Origin of the sequence: Nanhaiella sioensis (genome assembly GCF_046557775.1) — a bacterium.
GTDB classification, from domain to species: domain Bacteria; phylum Bacillota; class Bacilli; order Bacillales; family SM2101; genus Nanhaiella; species Nanhaiella sioensis.
Genome location: NZ_JBKAEG010000001.1, coordinates 3,597,521 through 3,613,955 on the forward strand (window position 1 = coordinate 3,597,521; position 16,435 = coordinate 3,613,955).

The 16,435-nt window shown below is 34.9% G+C and carries 17 protein-coding genes; 14 read left to right on the plus strand and 3 right to left on the minus strand.

Features of this window, described 5'->3' with window-relative positions:
• The first annotated feature begins 97 nt into the window (after nt 1–97).
• From V1503_RS16675 to V1503_RS16710, 8 genes are all read left to right on the plus strand, one after another.
• On the plus strand, nt 98–1,135 hold the full coding sequence (locus V1503_RS16675; RefSeq protein WP_410628341.1) for an anthranilate phosphoribosyltransferase: 1,038 nt from the start codon (nt 98–100) through the stop codon (nt 1,133–1,135).
• 232 nt (nt 1,136–1,367) lie between these two features.
• Entirely contained in the window at nt 1,368–2,012 is a 645-nt protein-coding gene (spoIIM, locus tag V1503_RS16680; RefSeq protein WP_410628343.1) for a stage II sporulation protein M, read from the plus strand.
• A gap of 109 nt (nt 2,013–2,121) precedes the next feature.
• Nucleotides 2,122–2,571: a ferric iron uptake transcriptional regulator gene (gene fur / locus V1503_RS16685; protein ID WP_214480129.1), complete on the plus strand. Its 450-nt coding sequence runs from the start codon at nt 2,122–2,124 to the stop codon at nt 2,569–2,571.
• A 364-nt stretch (nt 2,572–2,935) separates the two neighbouring features.
• The gene (locus V1503_RS16690; RefSeq protein WP_214480128.1) at nt 2,936–3,160 is read left to right on the plus strand and encodes a YqzK family protein; all 225 of its coding nucleotides are present in this window, start codon (nt 2,936–2,938) and stop codon (nt 3,158–3,160) included.
• A 6-nt stretch (nt 3,161–3,166) separates the two neighbouring features.
• Nucleotides 3,167–4,060: a site-specific tyrosine recombinase XerD gene (gene xerD, locus V1503_RS16695; protein ID WP_320256940.1), complete on the plus strand. Its 894-nt coding sequence runs from the start codon at nt 3,167–3,169 to the stop codon at nt 4,058–4,060.
• A 406-nt stretch (nt 4,061–4,466) separates the two neighbouring features.
• A complete protein-coding gene (deoB, locus tag V1503_RS16700) occupies nt 4,467–5,651 on the plus strand; it encodes a phosphopentomutase (RefSeq protein ID WP_214480126.1) in 1,185 nt (394 codons plus the stop codon).
• A 14-nt stretch (nt 5,652–5,665) separates the two neighbouring features.
• A complete protein-coding gene (locus tag V1503_RS16705) occupies nt 5,666–6,487 on the plus strand; it encodes a purine-nucleoside phosphorylase (protein WP_320256942.1) in 822 nt (273 codons plus the stop codon).
• Nucleotides 6,488–6,669: 182 nt separating this feature from the next.
• The gene (locus tag V1503_RS16710; protein ID WP_320256943.1) at nt 6,670–7,974 is read left to right on the plus strand and encodes a pyrimidine-nucleoside phosphorylase; all 1,305 of its coding nucleotides are present in this window, start codon (nt 6,670–6,672) and stop codon (nt 7,972–7,974) included.
• 113 nt (nt 7,975–8,087) lie between these two features.
• Here V1503_RS16710 and V1503_RS16715 read toward each other — a convergent pair whose 3' ends face one another.
• Nucleotides 8,088–9,656 carry an IS1182 family transposase gene (locus V1503_RS16715; RefSeq protein WP_410626823.1) on the minus strand — a complete coding sequence of 523 codons (1,569 nt, stop codon included), beginning with the start codon at nt 9,654–9,656 and terminating at the stop codon, nt 8,088–8,090.
• Between the two features lie 327 nt (nt 9,657–9,983).
• Between V1503_RS16715 and V1503_RS16720 the strand changes: the two genes are divergently transcribed.
• From V1503_RS16720 to sigF, 4 genes are all read left to right on the plus strand, one after another.
• Nucleotides 9,984–11,147: a D-alanyl-D-alanine carboxypeptidase family protein gene (locus tag V1503_RS16720; protein ID WP_496113370.1), complete on the plus strand. Its 1,164-nt coding sequence runs from the start codon at nt 9,984–9,986 to the stop codon at nt 11,145–11,147.
• A 104-nt stretch (nt 11,148–11,251) separates the two neighbouring features.
• Nucleotides 11,252–11,602 carry an anti-sigma F factor antagonist gene (gene spoIIAA / locus V1503_RS16725; protein ID WP_214480123.1) on the plus strand — a complete coding sequence of 117 codons (351 nt, stop codon included), beginning with the start codon at nt 11,252–11,254 and terminating at the stop codon, nt 11,600–11,602.
• Nucleotides 11,602–12,042 carry an anti-sigma F factor gene (spoIIAB, locus tag V1503_RS16730; RefSeq protein WP_214480122.1) on the plus strand — a complete coding sequence of 147 codons (441 nt, stop codon included), beginning with the start codon at nt 11,602–11,604 and terminating at the stop codon, nt 12,040–12,042. Before spoIIAA ends, spoIIAB begins: the two co-directional genes overlap by 1 nt.
• A gap of 13 nt (nt 12,043–12,055) precedes the next feature.
• Complete coding sequence (sigF, locus tag V1503_RS16735; RefSeq protein ID WP_320256945.1) at nt 12,056–12,814, plus strand: RNA polymerase sporulation sigma factor SigF; 759 nt, start codon at nt 12,056–12,058, stop codon at nt 12,812–12,814.
• Between the two features lie 305 nt (nt 12,815–13,119).
• Here sigF and V1503_RS16740 read toward each other — a convergent pair whose 3' ends face one another.
• Both V1503_RS16740 and V1503_RS16745 read right to left on the minus strand, forming a co-directional pair.
• Entirely contained in the window at nt 13,120–15,060 is a 1,941-nt protein-coding gene (locus V1503_RS16740; protein WP_214480119.1) for an AMP-binding protein, read from the minus strand.
• A gap of 1 nt (nt 15,061) precedes the next feature.
• On the minus strand, nt 15,062–15,217 hold the full coding sequence (locus tag V1503_RS16745) for a hypothetical protein (RefSeq protein ID WP_410628350.1): 156 nt from the start codon (nt 15,215–15,217) through the stop codon (nt 15,062–15,064).
• Between the two features lie 57 nt (nt 15,218–15,274).
• Between V1503_RS16745 and V1503_RS16750 the strand changes: the two genes are divergently transcribed.
• Together V1503_RS16750 and V1503_RS16755 are read left to right on the plus strand one after the other, a co-directional pair.
• A complete protein-coding gene (locus tag V1503_RS16750) occupies nt 15,275–15,895 on the plus strand; it encodes a stage V sporulation protein AA (protein WP_214480118.1) in 621 nt (206 codons plus the stop codon).
• A complete protein-coding gene (locus V1503_RS16755; RefSeq protein WP_214480117.1) occupies nt 15,885–16,310 on the plus strand; it encodes a stage V sporulation protein AB in 426 nt (141 codons plus the stop codon). Before V1503_RS16750 ends, V1503_RS16755 begins: the two co-directional genes overlap by 11 nt.
• Nucleotides 16,311–16,435: the final 125 nt, after the last annotated feature.

The window sequence follows — 16,435 nt, forward strand, 5'->3', positions numbered from 1 at the left end:
TTGATTGTTTAATAATACATTCTCCTTTTCATAGATAAAAAAAAGCGATATAGTATTGACAATCACACTTAGCTAATTACTGAAAAGGGGGATTTATGTGCAACAGTGGATTAAAGAAGTTGGTAGAGGAAAGAAGGGTTCAAAAGATTTAACTTATGAGGAAATGCGTGAGGCTGCACGCTTAATTTCAAGTGGTAAGGCGACCGACTCACAGATTAGTGCTTTTTTAATAGCAGAGCGAATGAAGGGAGAAACATACAATGAAGTACTTGGCTTTATCGATGAACTTAAGAGGTGTTCAAAGAAGCTAAACCTTCCATCTACCATTTCAGATAACTTAATCGATTTTGCTGGTCCGTATGATGGTAGGAAAGGTTTTGTTACAACTGTTCCTACTTCATTATTATTAGCGGAAGCTGGTGTGCCAGTTTTATTACATAGTAGTGACACCTTACCTCCTAAACATGGTATGACAATCAAAGATATCCTCTCAGAATTATCGGTTAAGACAAATGCAACGCCAAAACAAATTGAGGACTCAATTATGAGCAATCAAATCGGCTTTGTTTGGACAGAAAATCTATGTGAGCCATTGGGAAAAATAAGACATATTCGAGAAGGTATTGGCGTTCGTTCAATTATTAATACAGTTGAGAAAATGCTTAATCTTGGAAATGCCAAAAAAATGATGGTAGGTGTATTTCATAAAACGGCAGTAGATAAGCTCATTCCTATTATCCAACAATCTAGTTATGATGTTGGCTATGTTGTCCAAGGTGAAGACGGATCTGAGGACTTACCTACCCATCGTAATAGTTTTGTTTACAAGGTAACGAATAGTCATGCAGAATCATTTTTATTAAACCCAGAGCAGTATGGGTTAAAGTATGAGAAAGATGATGAGGTTCTTACAAAACAAGAGCAGGCAACGATCATGAAAAGAATATTAACCGGTGAACAAGCTCCAGAGTTATTACCGTTTCGAGCAAAAGTTATTTACAACACCGCGGTTAGGTATTTCTTATTTAATATAACAGCTACAATTGAAGAAGGGATTGAAAAAGCGACAGAGCAACTAAATGAGGGTAAAGGTATTTCTCAATTAAACCAGTGGCAGCAATCGCTCTATTCTTAATTTTGGTGTTGTAAACCCACCTATACAGGTGGGTTTTTGAGCCCTATGCTGGATCGAACATATCACTTAATTTTGCAAAAATGACCGTACTATTATTTTAAGCCTTGAACATAAGTATTTGTAATATGATTAGCTAATCTTATACTATCATTCTTTTCTAGTTAATAGTTTGTCATAGTTTTAAATTAAAATCATACAATCTATTAATACTGTTCCGTTAAGGAGGAGAATGATGAAAAAACAATCGTATCAGAAAATATTACAATTACACATTCAAGAGCATTCTTCAATCTATTTATTTATTACTGTGCTCTTTTTTATGGGAGTAATTTTTGGATCCATCGTTGTCAACAGTCTGAGCTTTAGTCAAAAACAAGATCTTTTCTACTATTTAAGTAGATTCTTCGAACAAGTTTCCGAAGGTAAATTTGCATCCTCAAAAGATAAGTTTATTGAAAGTTATCTTCAAAACATAAAATATATAGGATTAATATGGTTACTAGGTGTGTCGATTATTGGGTTGCCGCTTATACTCGTTTTACTTTTTTTAAAAGGAGTTGTTGTGAGCTTTACTGTTGGGTTCCTAGTAAATCAAATGGAGGCTAAAGGGTTGTTGTTGTCCTTCATATCAATTTTCCCGCAAAACTTGTTAGTCATTCCGTCCTTTATTATTATAAGTACGCTTGCAGTCACATTTTCTTTGAAAATGATCCGACAGCAATTTATTAAAAGATTTAATCAGCAAATTTTTCCGCTATTTATGCGGTACTCACTTGTTATGGTAGTTATAATGATAGTATTATTAGTAGCTTCAGCATTTGAGGCATTTATTTCTCCAGTTTTAATGAAAAATGTATTAGAGGTTATTACAAAATAATAATTATTAAATAATATAGGGTTAAATTATTTATTTATAATCATTTTATTTTGACAGTTCCCATATCTTTGCTATAATTATGTAATGAACGGCGAGGGAGGGAATATTAATGGAAAATCGGATAGAACGGATAAAAAAACAATTGCACTCCTCAAGCTATAAACTAACCCCTCAGAGAGAGGCGACTGTCCGGGTGCTACTTGAGAATGAAGAGGATCATTTAAGTGCTGAAGATGTATACCTCCTCGTTAAGGAGAAGTCCCCCGAAATTGGTTTAGCTACTGTTTATCGTACATTAGAATTACTAACTGAACTTAAAATAGTTGATAAAATTAATTTTGGTGATGGTGTGTCACGCTACGATCTTCGTAAGGAAGGGGCGGCTCATTTTCATCATCATCTAGTTTGTATGGAATGTGGATCTGTAGAAGAAATAGAAGAAGATCTTTTAGAAGATGTTGAGAAAATAGTTGAAGCGGACTGGAATTTTAAAATTATGGATCATAGACTGACTTTTCATGGCATATGCAGAAAATGTCAAAATAAGGAAAGCGAGTAATTCATTCTTACTAGTTAGGGAAAATTCAATTTATATAATTTAACGATATCAAATGGTTATAGGGTCTATTGCACAACAGGGAACTGTTAACAATAATTTTAAATTTTGTAAAACAAGCTTTAAAAAGTCTAAATAATAAAATGACTAAAGGGTCTAACCAAACACTCTGTATATCTTAAGACAATTTATAGAGACTGTTTGATTTGACCCTTTGATTATAGAATAGAAAGCTATACATTGTTCTGCACCTTTATATTAAGTAGTTTAAAATGAACTTACTAATGAAATATTTAGTGCTTTTACGTATAAAGTTTGTCCTTTTTGTCATATCTTCTAATATGATGATTGTAATGGAGGATAAACGATGAAATGGTTTATGGTTTTTTATGATATTTTAAAAGTATTTATTCTTTTTACAGGCTGTACAATTTTGTTTTATTTTTGTATATTGTGGATAAATCAAGAATACCAAGAATATCACCGCTATGATCAACCAGAAGGGAATGCGGTCAAAGTAGTGAAAATGATAGAAAATAAAGATGAAAGCTGGTTAGAACGATTAAAGTTTTTTTATCTTAATGGGGAGTAGAAAAATGTGGAAGATCATTTAAAAGACTTTATACATTATTTAGTAGTTGAGCGGGGGTTAGCTGAAAATACAATCAAGTCTTATGAACGTGATCTTAAGGAATATCATAAATATTTAGCAAAAGTGGAACGAGTAACGAACTGTAATGATATTACTAGGGTTCACATCATTCACTTTTTAAGCCAATTGAAGAACCAAGGGAAGTCTCCGAAAACACTTGCTCGACATGTTGCATCTATCAGATCATATCATCAATTTTGCCTTCGTGAAAAAATTGCAAACCATGACCCATCAGTTCATATTGAATCACCTCAAACTGAGAGAAAACTACCGAAAGTGCTTACTGCTGGTGAGATTGAAGCATTATTGGCTATTCCAAGTGTAACTACTTCATTTGGATTAAGGGATAAAGCAATGCTCGAATTACTATATGCTACGGGTATAAGAGTGAGTGAGCTTACTCATCTTAACATGTCTGATGTTCATTTAACGATGGGCTTTATTCGCTGTGTTGGAAAAGGAAATAAAGAAAGAATTATTCCTTTAGGAAAATTAGCTACAGATGCGATACATAACTATATTAATCAAGGTAGAGGAGAATTGGCAAGCAAGAAGAGAACAACAGAAGCACTTTTCTTAAATCATCATGGAAATCGCTTAACACGTCAGGGATTTTGGAAGATTCTTAAAAATTTAGCTAAGAAAGCTAATATAGAAAAAGAATTAACTCCTCATACATTGCGCCATTCGTTTGCAACACATTTACTTGAGAACGGTGCTGACTTACGTGCAGTGCAAGAAATGTTGGGTCATGCAGATATTTCAACTACTCAAATATATACACATGTAACGAAAGCAAGATTAAAAGATGTTTATAATATGTACCATCCAAGAGCATAAACAGAAGAGAAGAAGTGTCTCAACTAGCTATGTTTAATAAGAGCTCGTTCACAAGTAGACTTTGAGGGATAGAACATGCCTTCAACACGAGAGGCTAGAAGATATAACTCAGACAATACAGCAAAGCCGCTATAAAGAGAAAAGACTTTATGGTGGCTTTTTCTTTTTCTCGTAATACGTTAGATCAAGTACCTAAGACCTTGTTGGATAAATGGTTGTTTTCGTATTATTATTTTATTCATGAAATGTTCATTTTTTATTGTTTGCAATATGAGTATGAAAAGGCTTATACTATGGTTGTCAGACCTCAGACAAGTGTAGCTTGTTAAAGGTTTTTATTGGTTAATATGAAGGTTAATGGGAATGATATCTTTTATTGAAAAAGATAGATTTAGGAGGTTATTTTATGTCAGCGCATTCATATAAGCGAATTTTTTTAGTTGTAATGGATTCAGTTGGAATTGGTGAAGCTCCAGATGCGGAGAAATTTGGAGATAAAGGTGCTAACACTTTAGGACATATTGCAGAGCATCGTGGAGGCTTAAATATGCCTCATATGGCAAAGCTAGGGTTAAGTAATATTGAGGTTATAAAAGGAATTGACAAAGCGAAGTCGCCTTTAGCTTACTATACAAAAATGCAAGAGTCATCAAATGGAAAAGATACAATGACTGGACATTGGGAAATAATGGGTTTGAATATTGAAACGCCATTCCAAGTATTTCCTGATGGGTTTCCGAAAGAGCTTATAGATGAGCTAGAGAGTAGAACGGGACGTAAAGTAATTGGTAATAAACCTGCAAGTGGGACAGGTATTTTAGATGAATTAGGGCAAGAGCACATGGAAACGGGTGCTTTAATAGTTTATACATCAGCAGACTCTGTGTTACAAATCGCTGCGCATGAAGAGATCATTCCAATCGAGGAACAATATAAGATATGTAAAATTGCTCGTGAACTAACACTCGATGAAAAATATATGGTAGGTCGTGTTATTGCTCGTCCGTTTATTGGTGAACCAGGCAATTTCGAAAGAACTGCTAATCGTCATGATTATGCGTTAAAGCCATTCGGAAGAACGGTAATGAATGAATTAAAGGATAATAACTTTGATGTCATTGCAATTGGCAAAATTTCTGACATTTATGATGGAGAAGGGGTTACAAAATCACTAAGAACGAAATCAAATATGGATGGAATGGATAAGTTAGTTGATTCATTAAAGATGGATTTTACAGGAATCAGCTTCGTAAATTTAGTTGATTTTGATGCATTATTTGGTCATCGCCGAGATCCACAAGGTTATGGTGATGCGTTGGAAGAATTTGACGCTCGACTCCCTAAAGTATTAGAGAATCTTAAAGAAGATGATTTACTCATTATTACTGCCGACCATGGGAATGATCCGATACATTATGGTACTGACCATACGAGAGAATATGTACCTTTATTAGCCTATAGTCCTAGCATGAAAGAAGGAAATCAATTATCAATAAGAGAGACGTTTGCTGATATTGGTGCAACAATTGCTCATAATTTCGATATTAATATGCCAAAATACGGGAAAAGCTTTTTATCAGAAATGAAATAGAGGAGGAGAATTGAATGAATTTGGAAGCTATTAACAAAGCGGCTAACTATTTAAAGGAAAAATTTCCTGCAACCCCTGAAATAGGTCTTGTGTTAGGCTCAGGCCTAGGTGTATTAGCTGATGAAATTGAATCAGCTGTGAAAATTCCATATGAAGACATACCTGAATTTCCTGTTTCAACTGTAGAAGGTCATGCTGGGCAATTAGTTTTTGGACAATTGCAAGGGAAAACAGTTGTAGCAATGCAAGGGAGATTTCACTTTTACGAGGGCTATTCCTTTGATAAAGTGACATTTCCAATAAGAGTTTTAAACCAACTCGGTATAAAAAAGATGATAGTAACAAATGCCGCAGGTGGTGTAAACGAATCATTTAAGCCAGGAGATTTAATGCTCATTACTGATCATATTAATTTCATGGGGACAAATCCTTTAATTGGCCCAAATGATGCAGAGTTAGGAGTAAGGTTCCCGGATATGTCTGAACCTTATAATAAAGAATTACAGCAGCTAGCAAAAGGGATTGCAAATAAACTTTCTATTAATATACAAGAAGGAGTTTATGTAGGTGCTACAGGACCTTCTTATGAAACACCTGCAGAGATACGGATGTTCAGAACTCTTGGAGGAGATGCAGTAGGAATGTCCACAGTTCCTGAAGTCATCGTTGCACGTCATTCAGGTATGGATGTAATCGGAATCTCATGTATATCCAATATGGCGTCAGGAATATTAGATCAGCCTTTAACACATGATGAAGTAATTGAAACAACTGAAATGGTAAAAGCGAACTTTCTAGCTTTTGTTAAAACGATCGTGAAAGAAATGTCTCGTTAAGTGGACAGAGAACTTATTACATCATTAGCCTTTTGAATAATCTTATATAACAACAACGTGTAAATGTGTGTAAAAACCCTATAGAAGTGAATTTAACAACTACTGTAGGGTTTATGGCACATTAAGAGCAGCTTGATAAATGAAAAATAACAACACCTATTGGAGAACGGAGATGTTTGATTATGAGAATGGTGGACTTGATTCAAAAGAAAAAACATGGTGAAGTATTAACAACAGAGGAAATAAAATTTATTGTTGAAGGTTATGGAAACGGTGACATTCCTGATTACCAAATCTCTTCTCTATGTATGGCAATATACTTTAAAGGTATGAACGAACAAGAAATTTCAGATTTAACAATGGCGATGGTTAATTCTGGTGATGTAGTCGATTTATCTGCAATTGAAGGAGTCAAGGTGGACAAGCATTCAACCGGTGGAGTTGGTGATAAAATTAGTTTAATAGTTGCTCCTCTAGTAGCGGCTGTAGGCGTTCCTGTAGCAAAAATGTCTGGAAGAGGACTTGGACATACAGGCGGAACTCTTGACAAATTAGAATCGATTGAAGGCTTCCAAATAGAGTTAACTAGTGAACAGTTTATCGAAAATGTAAATAATAATAAGATAGCTATTGTAGGTCAAAGTGCCAACCTTGCGCCAGTTGATAAAAAATTGTACGCGCTAAGAGATGTGACTGCAACTGTAGATAGTATTCCAATGATTGCAAGCTCAGTGATGAGTAAGAAAATTGCCTCTGGTGCTGAGAGTATCGTTCTTGATGTAAAGACAGGCTCTGGTGCGTTTATGAAATCAACTGAAGATGCTAAATCGTTAGCTCAAACAATGGTTGATATCGGTAAGAATACAGGTAGAAAAACAGTTGCTGTTATTAGTGATATGAACCAACCGCTCGGTTATGAAGTAGGAAATGCAAACGAGATTAGAGAGGCTATCGAAGTATTACAAGGTAGTAGAGTGGATGACTTAAGAGAAATTGCCTTAACGATATCTTCACATATGACAGTATTAGGTGGAATTTATCAAGATTTTGAGGAAGCGTTTAAAAGTTTGGAAGAAGTGATAAGCTCAGGCAAAGCAATTGAAACTCTTAAACGATTTATCGAATCTCAAGGTGGAAATTCGGCAGTTGTTGATGATACATCTAAATTGCCACAAGCGAAATATCATAAAGAAATTAAGGCTACTTCAAGTGGATACGTAAGTGAAATCAATGCTGAACTTGTTGGAGTTTCAGCAATGATGCTTGGAGCAGGTAGAAAGAAAAAAGACGATGTAATTGATCACTCCGCTGGTATTTCGTTAAAGAAAAAAGTAGGAGATCAGATTAACGAAGGTGACACATTGTGTGTATTCCACAGCAACATACAAGATGTAACAGAAGCAGAAAATACATTATTATCTGCATACACAATTATACAAGAACAAGTTCCTAAAAAGACAACATACATTCATCATGTTATTGCTTAAGATGAACATTAAATGAGGCTGGGACATAACTAGCCTCAAAAAATGAAAAAGGTGAATTTGAGTGAGCTCAAATTCACCTTTTTTCTATTTAGAGTGGTAGGGCCTCTATTACCTTATTTGTTGGCAGTGATTTTGTTTAAATTCACAGCCATTAACGCAAGGCCCATTTCGTTTTCCACCTTCGATTTTCCACGTACAGAAAATCGAGAGAAACACAAATTCGCCTTCAAAAATCCAAAAACTGGTTCCACATCGATTTTTCGTTTTCGATAGATGGCACTCGTTGTCTCTTCTGAAAGCTTCGCTCTTACATATTCTTTTTGCTGTTCCCATTTTTCATTCACCATTAGTTTTCGATTGTTGCCTTCTTTTGCTTTTGTACATAATGAACGGAATGGGCATGCGGAACAGTCTTCACACTCGTAGACTTTGAACTTCCGTTCAAATCCTGTACGGTCATTGCGAATAGAATGATATTGAAATTGAAGGCGCTTTTGATTAGGACATGTATATGTATCTGTTTCCTCGTCATACTCCCAATTTTCGGGATTAAATGTGTTTTGTCGGTACTTTTTCTTTTGTTCCTTTAAATATAAGTTATACGTAATAAGCGCTTCTCGTTTTCTATTAGAAAGGATATCATTATAGTTCTGTTCACTACCATAACCTGCATCTGCAACAATGTGGTTCGGTAACTCGAAATAATGTTGCTCAATTTCATCTAAAAATGGAATTAATGTACGTGTATCTGTTGGGTTTGAAAACAAACTATAGGCAAGTGTGTATTGACCTTCCGTTGCGATTTGTACATTGTAACCAGCTTTCAATTGTCCGTTTTTCATATAATCATCTTTCATTCGCATAAATGTCGCATCGGGATCTGTTTTAGAATAACTATTACGTGAGCCAAAGGTTTCTAAGTCTTGTTGATATTTCTGTTTACGTGAGACGAAATCAATCAATTGCTTTCGAATTTGTTTTGGATACTTACGTTCACTTCTTAAGGCTTTTCGTTCTGAAACGTCTGACGTATCTTCAATTTGTTTATCATACTTGGTTACGACATCGTCTACTTTTTGAACCAATTGAGCGAGCTCATCCAATGATAACTGTTCAGCCGTTTCACGTTGAATTTCAGGTATGATTTCATTCTTAAGTAACTCATTGTACAGCTGGTTTGACTTTTCAATTAAACTCTCATGATAGTTCTCTATGGATTTCTTCCAGACGAACGTAAATTTATTCGCATTTGCTTCGATTTTTGTACCATCAATAAAAATCGCTTCTTGATCAATAAGTTTCTCTTCGATCAATTGGCAACGGAATTGGACGAAACATTCACGAATTAATTCTTTCACTTCTGGTTGAACACGGAATCGGTTGATTGTGCGGTAGCTTGGTTCATATCCTTGAGCTAGCCACATCATACGAATACTGTCTTTTAATAGGGCTTCAATTTTGCGTCCAGAAAAGACAGATTGCGTGTAGGCACATAGAATTATTTTAAGCATCATGCGTGGATGATAGGCAGGACAGCCTTCATTTCGGAGAAATGGTTCAAACGCTTCCTGAGGGATACTTTCAACTAAATGATGGACATGGAAGGCAATATCGTTCTTTTGTAATTTTACTTCTAGATCTAAAGGCAAAATTAATTGATTCATGATATAATTTTTAAACATAAGGACCCTTCTTTCCGATGAAATTTGGTGTGGTAACTTTATTTTATCAGAAGTGGTCCTTATTTTAATTCCAAAATAAACAAAGCCGGTGAAATTTTACTTCTTGTAAAAATTTCACCGGCTTTTTCATCTCAAAGGTGGGTTTTGTCCCAGCCTCCTTTTTTTGTGAATTTATCGTTTAATAACATTTTTAATGTATAAAAAAATAGCACATGGAAAAAATGATATGTATTGTATAATATTTCAATACAAAAATATTCTACCTTTAAAATTCTCTTAATATCGAAATAATGGCGTAAAAACTAGATAAGAATGGAGGACTTGAATTTGTCTAAAATTTTCTGCTCTATGACAACAATCATTTTTTTTATGCTGTCGATATCATCATATGCTTCAGCAGAAGAAACAACAGTACAGTTAGTTGAAGATGCTAAGTCAGGTATTTTAATTGAAAGAGACACAGGTAATATACTATATGAAAAGAATGCACATGAAAGACTGCCACCTGCAAGTATGACTAAAATTATGACTATGTTACTCATTATGGAAGCGATAGACAAGGGAACAGTTACATTAGATGAAAAAATTCGAACTAGTGAATATGCGGCTTCAATGGGGGGGTCACAAATTTTTCTTTCTCCGGGAGAAGAGATGACTGTCCAAGAGATGCTAAAAGGGATTGCAATCGGTTCAGGGAATGATGCATCAGTTGCTATGGCTGAACGTATTGCAGGGTCTGAAGAGGCATTTGTAGCCATGATGAATAATAAAGCGAAGCAGTTAAAGTTAGAAAATACAGTATTCCAAAATTCAACGGGTTTACCTGCCAATGAACATTTTAGTACATCTTATGATATGGCAATTATTGCGAAAGAATTATTGAAATATGAAGAAATAACGAAATATACAGGGAAATATGACGACTATTTAAGGGAAAACACTGATAAAAAATTTTGGTTAGTTAACACAAATAGACTTGTTAAGTTTTATGAAGGCGTAGATGGTGTGAAGACAGGTTATACAAATGAAGCAAAGTATTGCTTAACAGCAACAGCGAAAAAAAATGATATGAGGGTGATAGCAGTAGTCTTTGGAGCGCCGACATCAAAGTCCAGAAATGCCCAAGTATCTAAGATGTTAGATTATGCATTTGCTCATTATCAAACGATGCCTAAATATAAACGTAATGAACTCGTATCGACAGCAAAGATAAATAAAGGGATGAAAGAAGAAGTTGATGTAGTGACAACAGAACCCATTTCACTTCTTATGAAAAAAGGAGAATCGCAAGATAACGTTACTGAAGAAGTCATATTAAAAGACAAAATTATTGCACCAGTAAAAAAAGGTGATCAGCTCGGAACTATAATTTTGAAAAAGGATAATGAAGTTCTTATAAAAAGTGATCTAATTGCTAATGAAGATGTTAAGGCTGCTAATTTGTGGCAACTGATGAAGCGATCTGTAGAAATGTTGACTAAAACAGAATAGTTTTGCCGAATCTTCACTAGTTTTGTCATGATGAAGGATTATCAGGTGAATATAGCGAAATGACTCACTAAGTAAAAGTAGAAAACATAAAGGAGGATAACATAGTGAGTCTATCTATTACTCTTGAAGTAATGAAGGACGTTTTACTTATTCGTCTACATGGGGAACTCGATCATCATACAGCTGAAGAGCTGAGAGAACAAGTGAATAAAGCGATTAGTAGTAAAAATATTCATCACATCGTCTTAAATTTAGAGCAACTTACCTTTATGGACAGCTCGGGATTAGGGGTCATCTTAGGTCGTTACAAACAAATTAAGAATTTAGGTGGGGAAATGGTAGTATGTAATATTTCTCAACCTGTAAAAAGATTGTTTGATATGTCTGGGTTATTCAAAATAGTACGTTTAGAAATGAATGAACAATATGCACTTCAAACGTTGGGGGTGGCATAATGAAAAATGTCATGCACCTCCAATTTTCTGCGCTCAGTCAAAATGAATCATTTGCCAGAGTCACAGTTGCATCATTTATTGCTCAGTTAGATCCAACGTTAGATGAGTTAACTGAAATAAAAACCGTTGTTTCTGAGGCCGTAACAAATTCGATCATTCATGGTTATGAAAATGATCCAAATGGCGTAGTGTACATTTCTGTAATACTTGAGGATGGCTTTGTTCATATAACCATTCGTGATGAAGGAAAAGGTATTAAAGATATTGATGAAGCTAGACAACCCCTTTTTACAACTAAACCTGAGTTAGAACGATCAGGAATGGGATTTACCATTATGGAGAACTTCATGGATGAAGTAACGATTGATTCTACCGTCTCAAGTGGTACGGTTGTTAAATTATCGAAGCATTTATCAAAAAGTAAAGCTTTAAGCAATTAAGGGAGACTTGCCTATGGATGTGGAGGTCAAGAAAGAAAAAGGTCAAACATATTTAAAGGATCATGAAGTAAAAGACTTAATCAAACGCAGTCAAAATGGAGAGCAAGAAGCTCGTGATTTGATTATTGAGAAAAACATGAGACTAGTTTGGTCAGTTGTGCAACGTTTTTTAAATCGGGGTTATGAGCCTGATGATTTATTTCAAATCGGATGTATCGGTCTCTTGAAATCAGTTGATAAATTTGATTTAACTTATGATGTTAAGTTTTCTACCTATGCTGTTCCGATGATTATTGGAGAGATTCAGCGATTTATTCGTGACGATGGAACTGTAAAAGTAAGTAGATCCTTAAAAGAGATTGGGAATAAAATTCGAAAAGCTAAGGATGAACTTGCAAAGCAATTTGGTAGGGCTCCAACAGTGAATGAAATTGCAGAGTTCTTATCAATATCTCCAGAAGAAGTTGTTATGGCTCAAGAGGCTAGTCGTACACCTACATCAATACATGAAACTGTGTACGAAAATGATGGAGATCCAATCACTTTGATTGATCAAATTGCAGATCATGCTGAGGCAAAATGGTTTGAAAAAATTGCACTAAAAGAAGCAATACATGAGTTAGATGAACGTGAAAGGTTAATTGTTTATTTACGTTATTATAAAGACCAAACTCAAACTGAAGTAGCATCTAGATTAGGCATTTCTCAAGTACAAGTATCAAGGTTAGAAAAGAAGATATTAAAACAAATGAAAGAAAGGATGGGCAGTTAGCCCATCCTTTCTTGCTAAGGATTTCTTCGTTTTTATTGTTGTTTTTCGTAATAATATATCAACACCGATACAACTATAGTTTCGTGGCATCTTTTCTTCTATATTATGATTCATAATTACAATAGGCTTCTTTTTTACAATGGTAATTTTGTATAAATAAACAATCAAGTTTACGACAAGAGCCTTTGTTAAATAAGTACTCACACTAGGAACGTTATTTGTCTTTTCAGCTACATAGAGTCTTTAGCCCTTTTAACCACTTCATCAATTTGAGTCAATATGACGACTTCCACCTTTTCTTCCTTCTAACTACTCATATTGCTTATTGATGAGATGGCAGATTGGTTTTCTAATGCTGATAGATCACCTGGATCTTGACCGAGATAAATGGACTTGATGACTCGCCGCATAACTTTGGCGTTTCTCGTCTTTGGCAACTCAGAGACAGTATAGATGTCATGAGGCTTTAAAGATTTACCAAGATTCTGTTCAACTAATTGATATAGTTCAGAAATTAGTTTTTCCTTGTTTTTCACCTTATCTTTTATGACAATAAAGCAAACAGCGACCTCACCTTTTATATTATTAGGAACTCCAATAGTTGCTGCTTCTACCACTTGAGGATGTTCAACTAAAATAGACTCCAGCTCAGCAGGGCCAACTCTTTTTCCAGCAATATTTAATGTATCATCAGATCGACCGGTTATTGTCCAGAAATGATTTTCATCTAAACTAACCCAATCACCATGTACCCAAATATTTTCCCAGCGATTCCAATATGATTCAATATATCTGTCAGATTCTTTCCAAAAACCATTGGCCATACCGACCCAAGGTTTTGTTAGCACTAATTCGCCAACCTCTGAATGAACCGTTTCTCCTTTGAGGTTATAGACGTCTGCTGCCATTCCTGGTAATGGTGCATTAAAACTAACAGGTGCGATCGGTTTAAGCAATATATTCCCTAGGATTCCTCCTGATATTTCTGTGCCACCTGAATAATTCATAATGGGTATTTTACTTTTGCCGACTTTATGAAACAACCAGAGCCAAGGTTCTACATTCCAAGGCTCTCCTGTTGAACCGAATACCTTTAGAGATGTTAACTTAATATTATTCAACCATTGTTCTCCTTGTTTCATCAATACACGAATAAGAGTTGGAGAAATACCTAAATGTGTTATTTGGTGTTTTTCAACCAATTTCCATAGCCTATTTACTTCTGGATAATCAGGTGAACCTTCATACAACACCATTGTACTGTTGTTTAACAGTGTGCCAAATACTAAGAAAGGTCCCATCATCCATCCCATGTCTGTAACCCACATCATTCTTTCATGAGCATTTAAATCCATTCCAAATCGTGCATCAAATGCAGCCTTTAATGGGAATCCGCTATGAGTATGTACGATTCCTTTTGGTTGACCAGTTGTACCAGAGGAATATATGAGCATGAATGGGTCAGAGCTATCCATTTCTTCGCTATCAATAAGTTGATCGTTATCTATTACATCTTCCCATCGTAAATCAACTTCTTTATTCCATGGAATTTCTCTTCCAATTCGATTCACGACGATCATTTTTTCAATTGATTCCGCTTGTTTAATGGCTTTATCTGCCTCTTCTTTCATTTGAATCACTTTCCCTCTGCGAAGGAATCCATCAGCTGTAATAATAATTTTTGCATCACAACCTACAATCCTTTTTGCCACAGCATTTGCTGCATACCCAGAAAATGCAGGGGTGAAAATTGCACCTATTTTACTTATCGCCAACATGGCAATAACTGTTTCGATAAGCATGGGTAAATATAGTGTAATGCAGTCACCTTTTTTTACTCCTAATTGCTTTAGTCCAGCAGCGAAAGAGTTGACTTGCTGTCCTAATTGTTCGTATGTTATTTTCTGAACTACACCGTCTTCTCCTTCCCATATGATTGCTTCTTTGTTTGCGCTATGCTCATCGTGTAACCATTTGTCGATTGCATTGCTAGTTACATTTAATTTTCCTTCAATATACCATGAAGGCCATTGAACACCCCTTGTTACATCAAGGACTTTTGAATATGGCTCATACCATTCAACGTTCATTTCTTTTTCTGCTTCGTGCCAAAACCATTCAATGTTTGTAATCGAGTCTTTATAGAAAGAATCATAATCGCTGTAGCCAAGTTTATTCATCCATAAATATAAATTTGTTTTTTTTATGCTTTCTTCATTTGGAATCCATACTGGATGATTATCCATTTCATAACCTCCTCATCTTGTAAGCGTATTCATTAACATATTCTCTATGTGTGTGAATATACCTTCTATTTAGAATTATCAAAATTCCTATTACTAGTTTGTTGGTAATTGATGGTGAACATTGTTCAATAGAATTGCTCATTGTGTGGAAATACATACTATAACTATAAGCTATTGGCTGAAGTAGGAGATGTATATATAGGATGTGAGGTTTGTGACACAGGTAATTTATGTTCGTATGTACAATAAAGTTCAGGCAAAACTAAATGCAGTTATTACAGTTGGTGATATAGCAAAGGTGATTGCTGATGAACACCTTGCAGAAAAGGTCAGGGAAATTAATGTTCATAGAATCAGTTTGCACGACAAAAATTTCCTTGTTGTTGATGTCACACAATTAATCGAGATCATCTTATGTCATCATCCAAAAGTTGAAGTGCAAACTATCGGTCCATCCCAAACGATCATTGAGGTGAATTTAAACCAACGTAAATATCATCCTGTCTTCTTTCTATTTATATGGCTGTTGTTGTTTGTTGGAGCTGCAATAGCTATTATGAACTTTCATGAAGATGTAAGTATGCAAAAAGTTCATCAACGCCTTTACCTAATTATAACTGGGGAAGAAGTGCTTAAACCATTATTGTTACAAGTTCCTTATTCAATTGGATTGGGTCTAGGAATGATACTCTTTTTTAATCATTTATTTAAAAAACGTATAAATGAAGAACCAAGTCCACTAGAGGTTGAAATGTTTAAATATCAATTAGATTTAGATCATTATGTCATTATAAATGAAAACAAAGAGAGCTTGAAAAAAACTGATGTTGAATGAAATGTTTATCATGATATTTACTGGCTTTGCAGCTGGACTTGCAGTTGGATCAGGGTTCGTTGCATTTCTTACAGTATTAGGTGTAATTCCAAGATTAATGCAACTTTCAAAAACAGAGAAGTATGTTCGAGTGTATGAGTGGGGTGTGATATTAGGTGCTGTTATGGGAGGTTGGATTAGTCTTCATGATAATACGTTTCTCCTACCAATTTTTTTTATCATTCTAATTGGCTTATTAAATGGTGTTTTTGTGGGGCTCTTAGCGGCAGCACTTACTGAGGTACTAAACGTGTTACCGATATTAGCAAAACGTGTGGGAGTTGTTGATCAAATCGTTGTATTATTAATGGCGATTGCACTTGGAAAGGTAGTTGGTTCCTTATTTCATTGGCTTTATTTTGTTGACTACTGGTAATAGAGCATTGTCTGAATGATGTTATGGATTAATTTTTAAGGTCTTTTCGAAAATAGTAATGTTTAGTCTGTATCCTATTATTTCAAAGTTCAAAGGTGCTACGATTTCTAGTGCGAAAACAACCA

Excerpts from the sequence above, each read along its gene's own strand:
- spoIIM (WP_410628343.1), top strand. The coding sequence starts at position 1,368 with ATGAAAAAACAATCGTATCAGAAAATATTACAATTACACATTCAAGAG.
- fur (WP_214480129.1), top strand. The coding sequence starts at position 2,122 with ATGGAAAATCGGATAGAACGGATAAAAAAACAATTGCACTCCTCAAGC.
- V1503_RS16690 (WP_214480128.1), top strand. The coding sequence starts at position 2,936 with ATGAAATGGTTTATGGTTTTTTATGATATTTTAAAAGTATTTATTCTT.
- deoB (WP_214480126.1), top strand. The coding sequence starts at position 4,467 with ATGTCAGCGCATTCATATAAGCGAATTTTTTTAGTTGTAATGGATTCA.
- V1503_RS16705 (WP_320256942.1), top strand. The coding sequence starts at position 5,666 with ATGAATTTGGAAGCTATTAACAAAGCGGCTAACTATTTAAAGGAAAAA.
- V1503_RS16710 (WP_320256943.1), top strand. The coding sequence starts at position 6,670 with ATGAGAATGGTGGACTTGATTCAAAAGAAAAAACATGGTGAAGTATTA.
- V1503_RS16715 (WP_410626823.1), bottom strand. The coding sequence starts at position 9,656 with ATGTTTAAAAATTATATCATGAATCAATTAATTTTGCCTTTAGATCTA.
- spoIIAB (WP_214480122.1), top strand. The coding sequence starts at position 11,602 with ATGAAAAATGTCATGCACCTCCAATTTTCTGCGCTCAGTCAAAATGAA.
- sigF (WP_320256945.1), top strand. The coding sequence starts at position 12,056 with ATGGATGTGGAGGTCAAGAAAGAAAAAGGTCAAACATATTTAAAGGAT.
- V1503_RS16740 (WP_214480119.1), bottom strand. The coding sequence starts at position 15,060 with ATGGATAATCATCCAGTATGGATTCCAAATGAAGAAAGCATAAAAAAA.
- V1503_RS16745 (WP_410628350.1), bottom strand. The coding sequence starts at position 15,217 with ATGTATTTCCACACAATGAGCAATTCTATTGAACAATGTTCACCATCA.
- V1503_RS16755 (WP_214480117.1), top strand. The coding sequence starts at position 15,885 with ATGTTGAATGAAATGTTTATCATGATATTTACTGGCTTTGCAGCTGGA.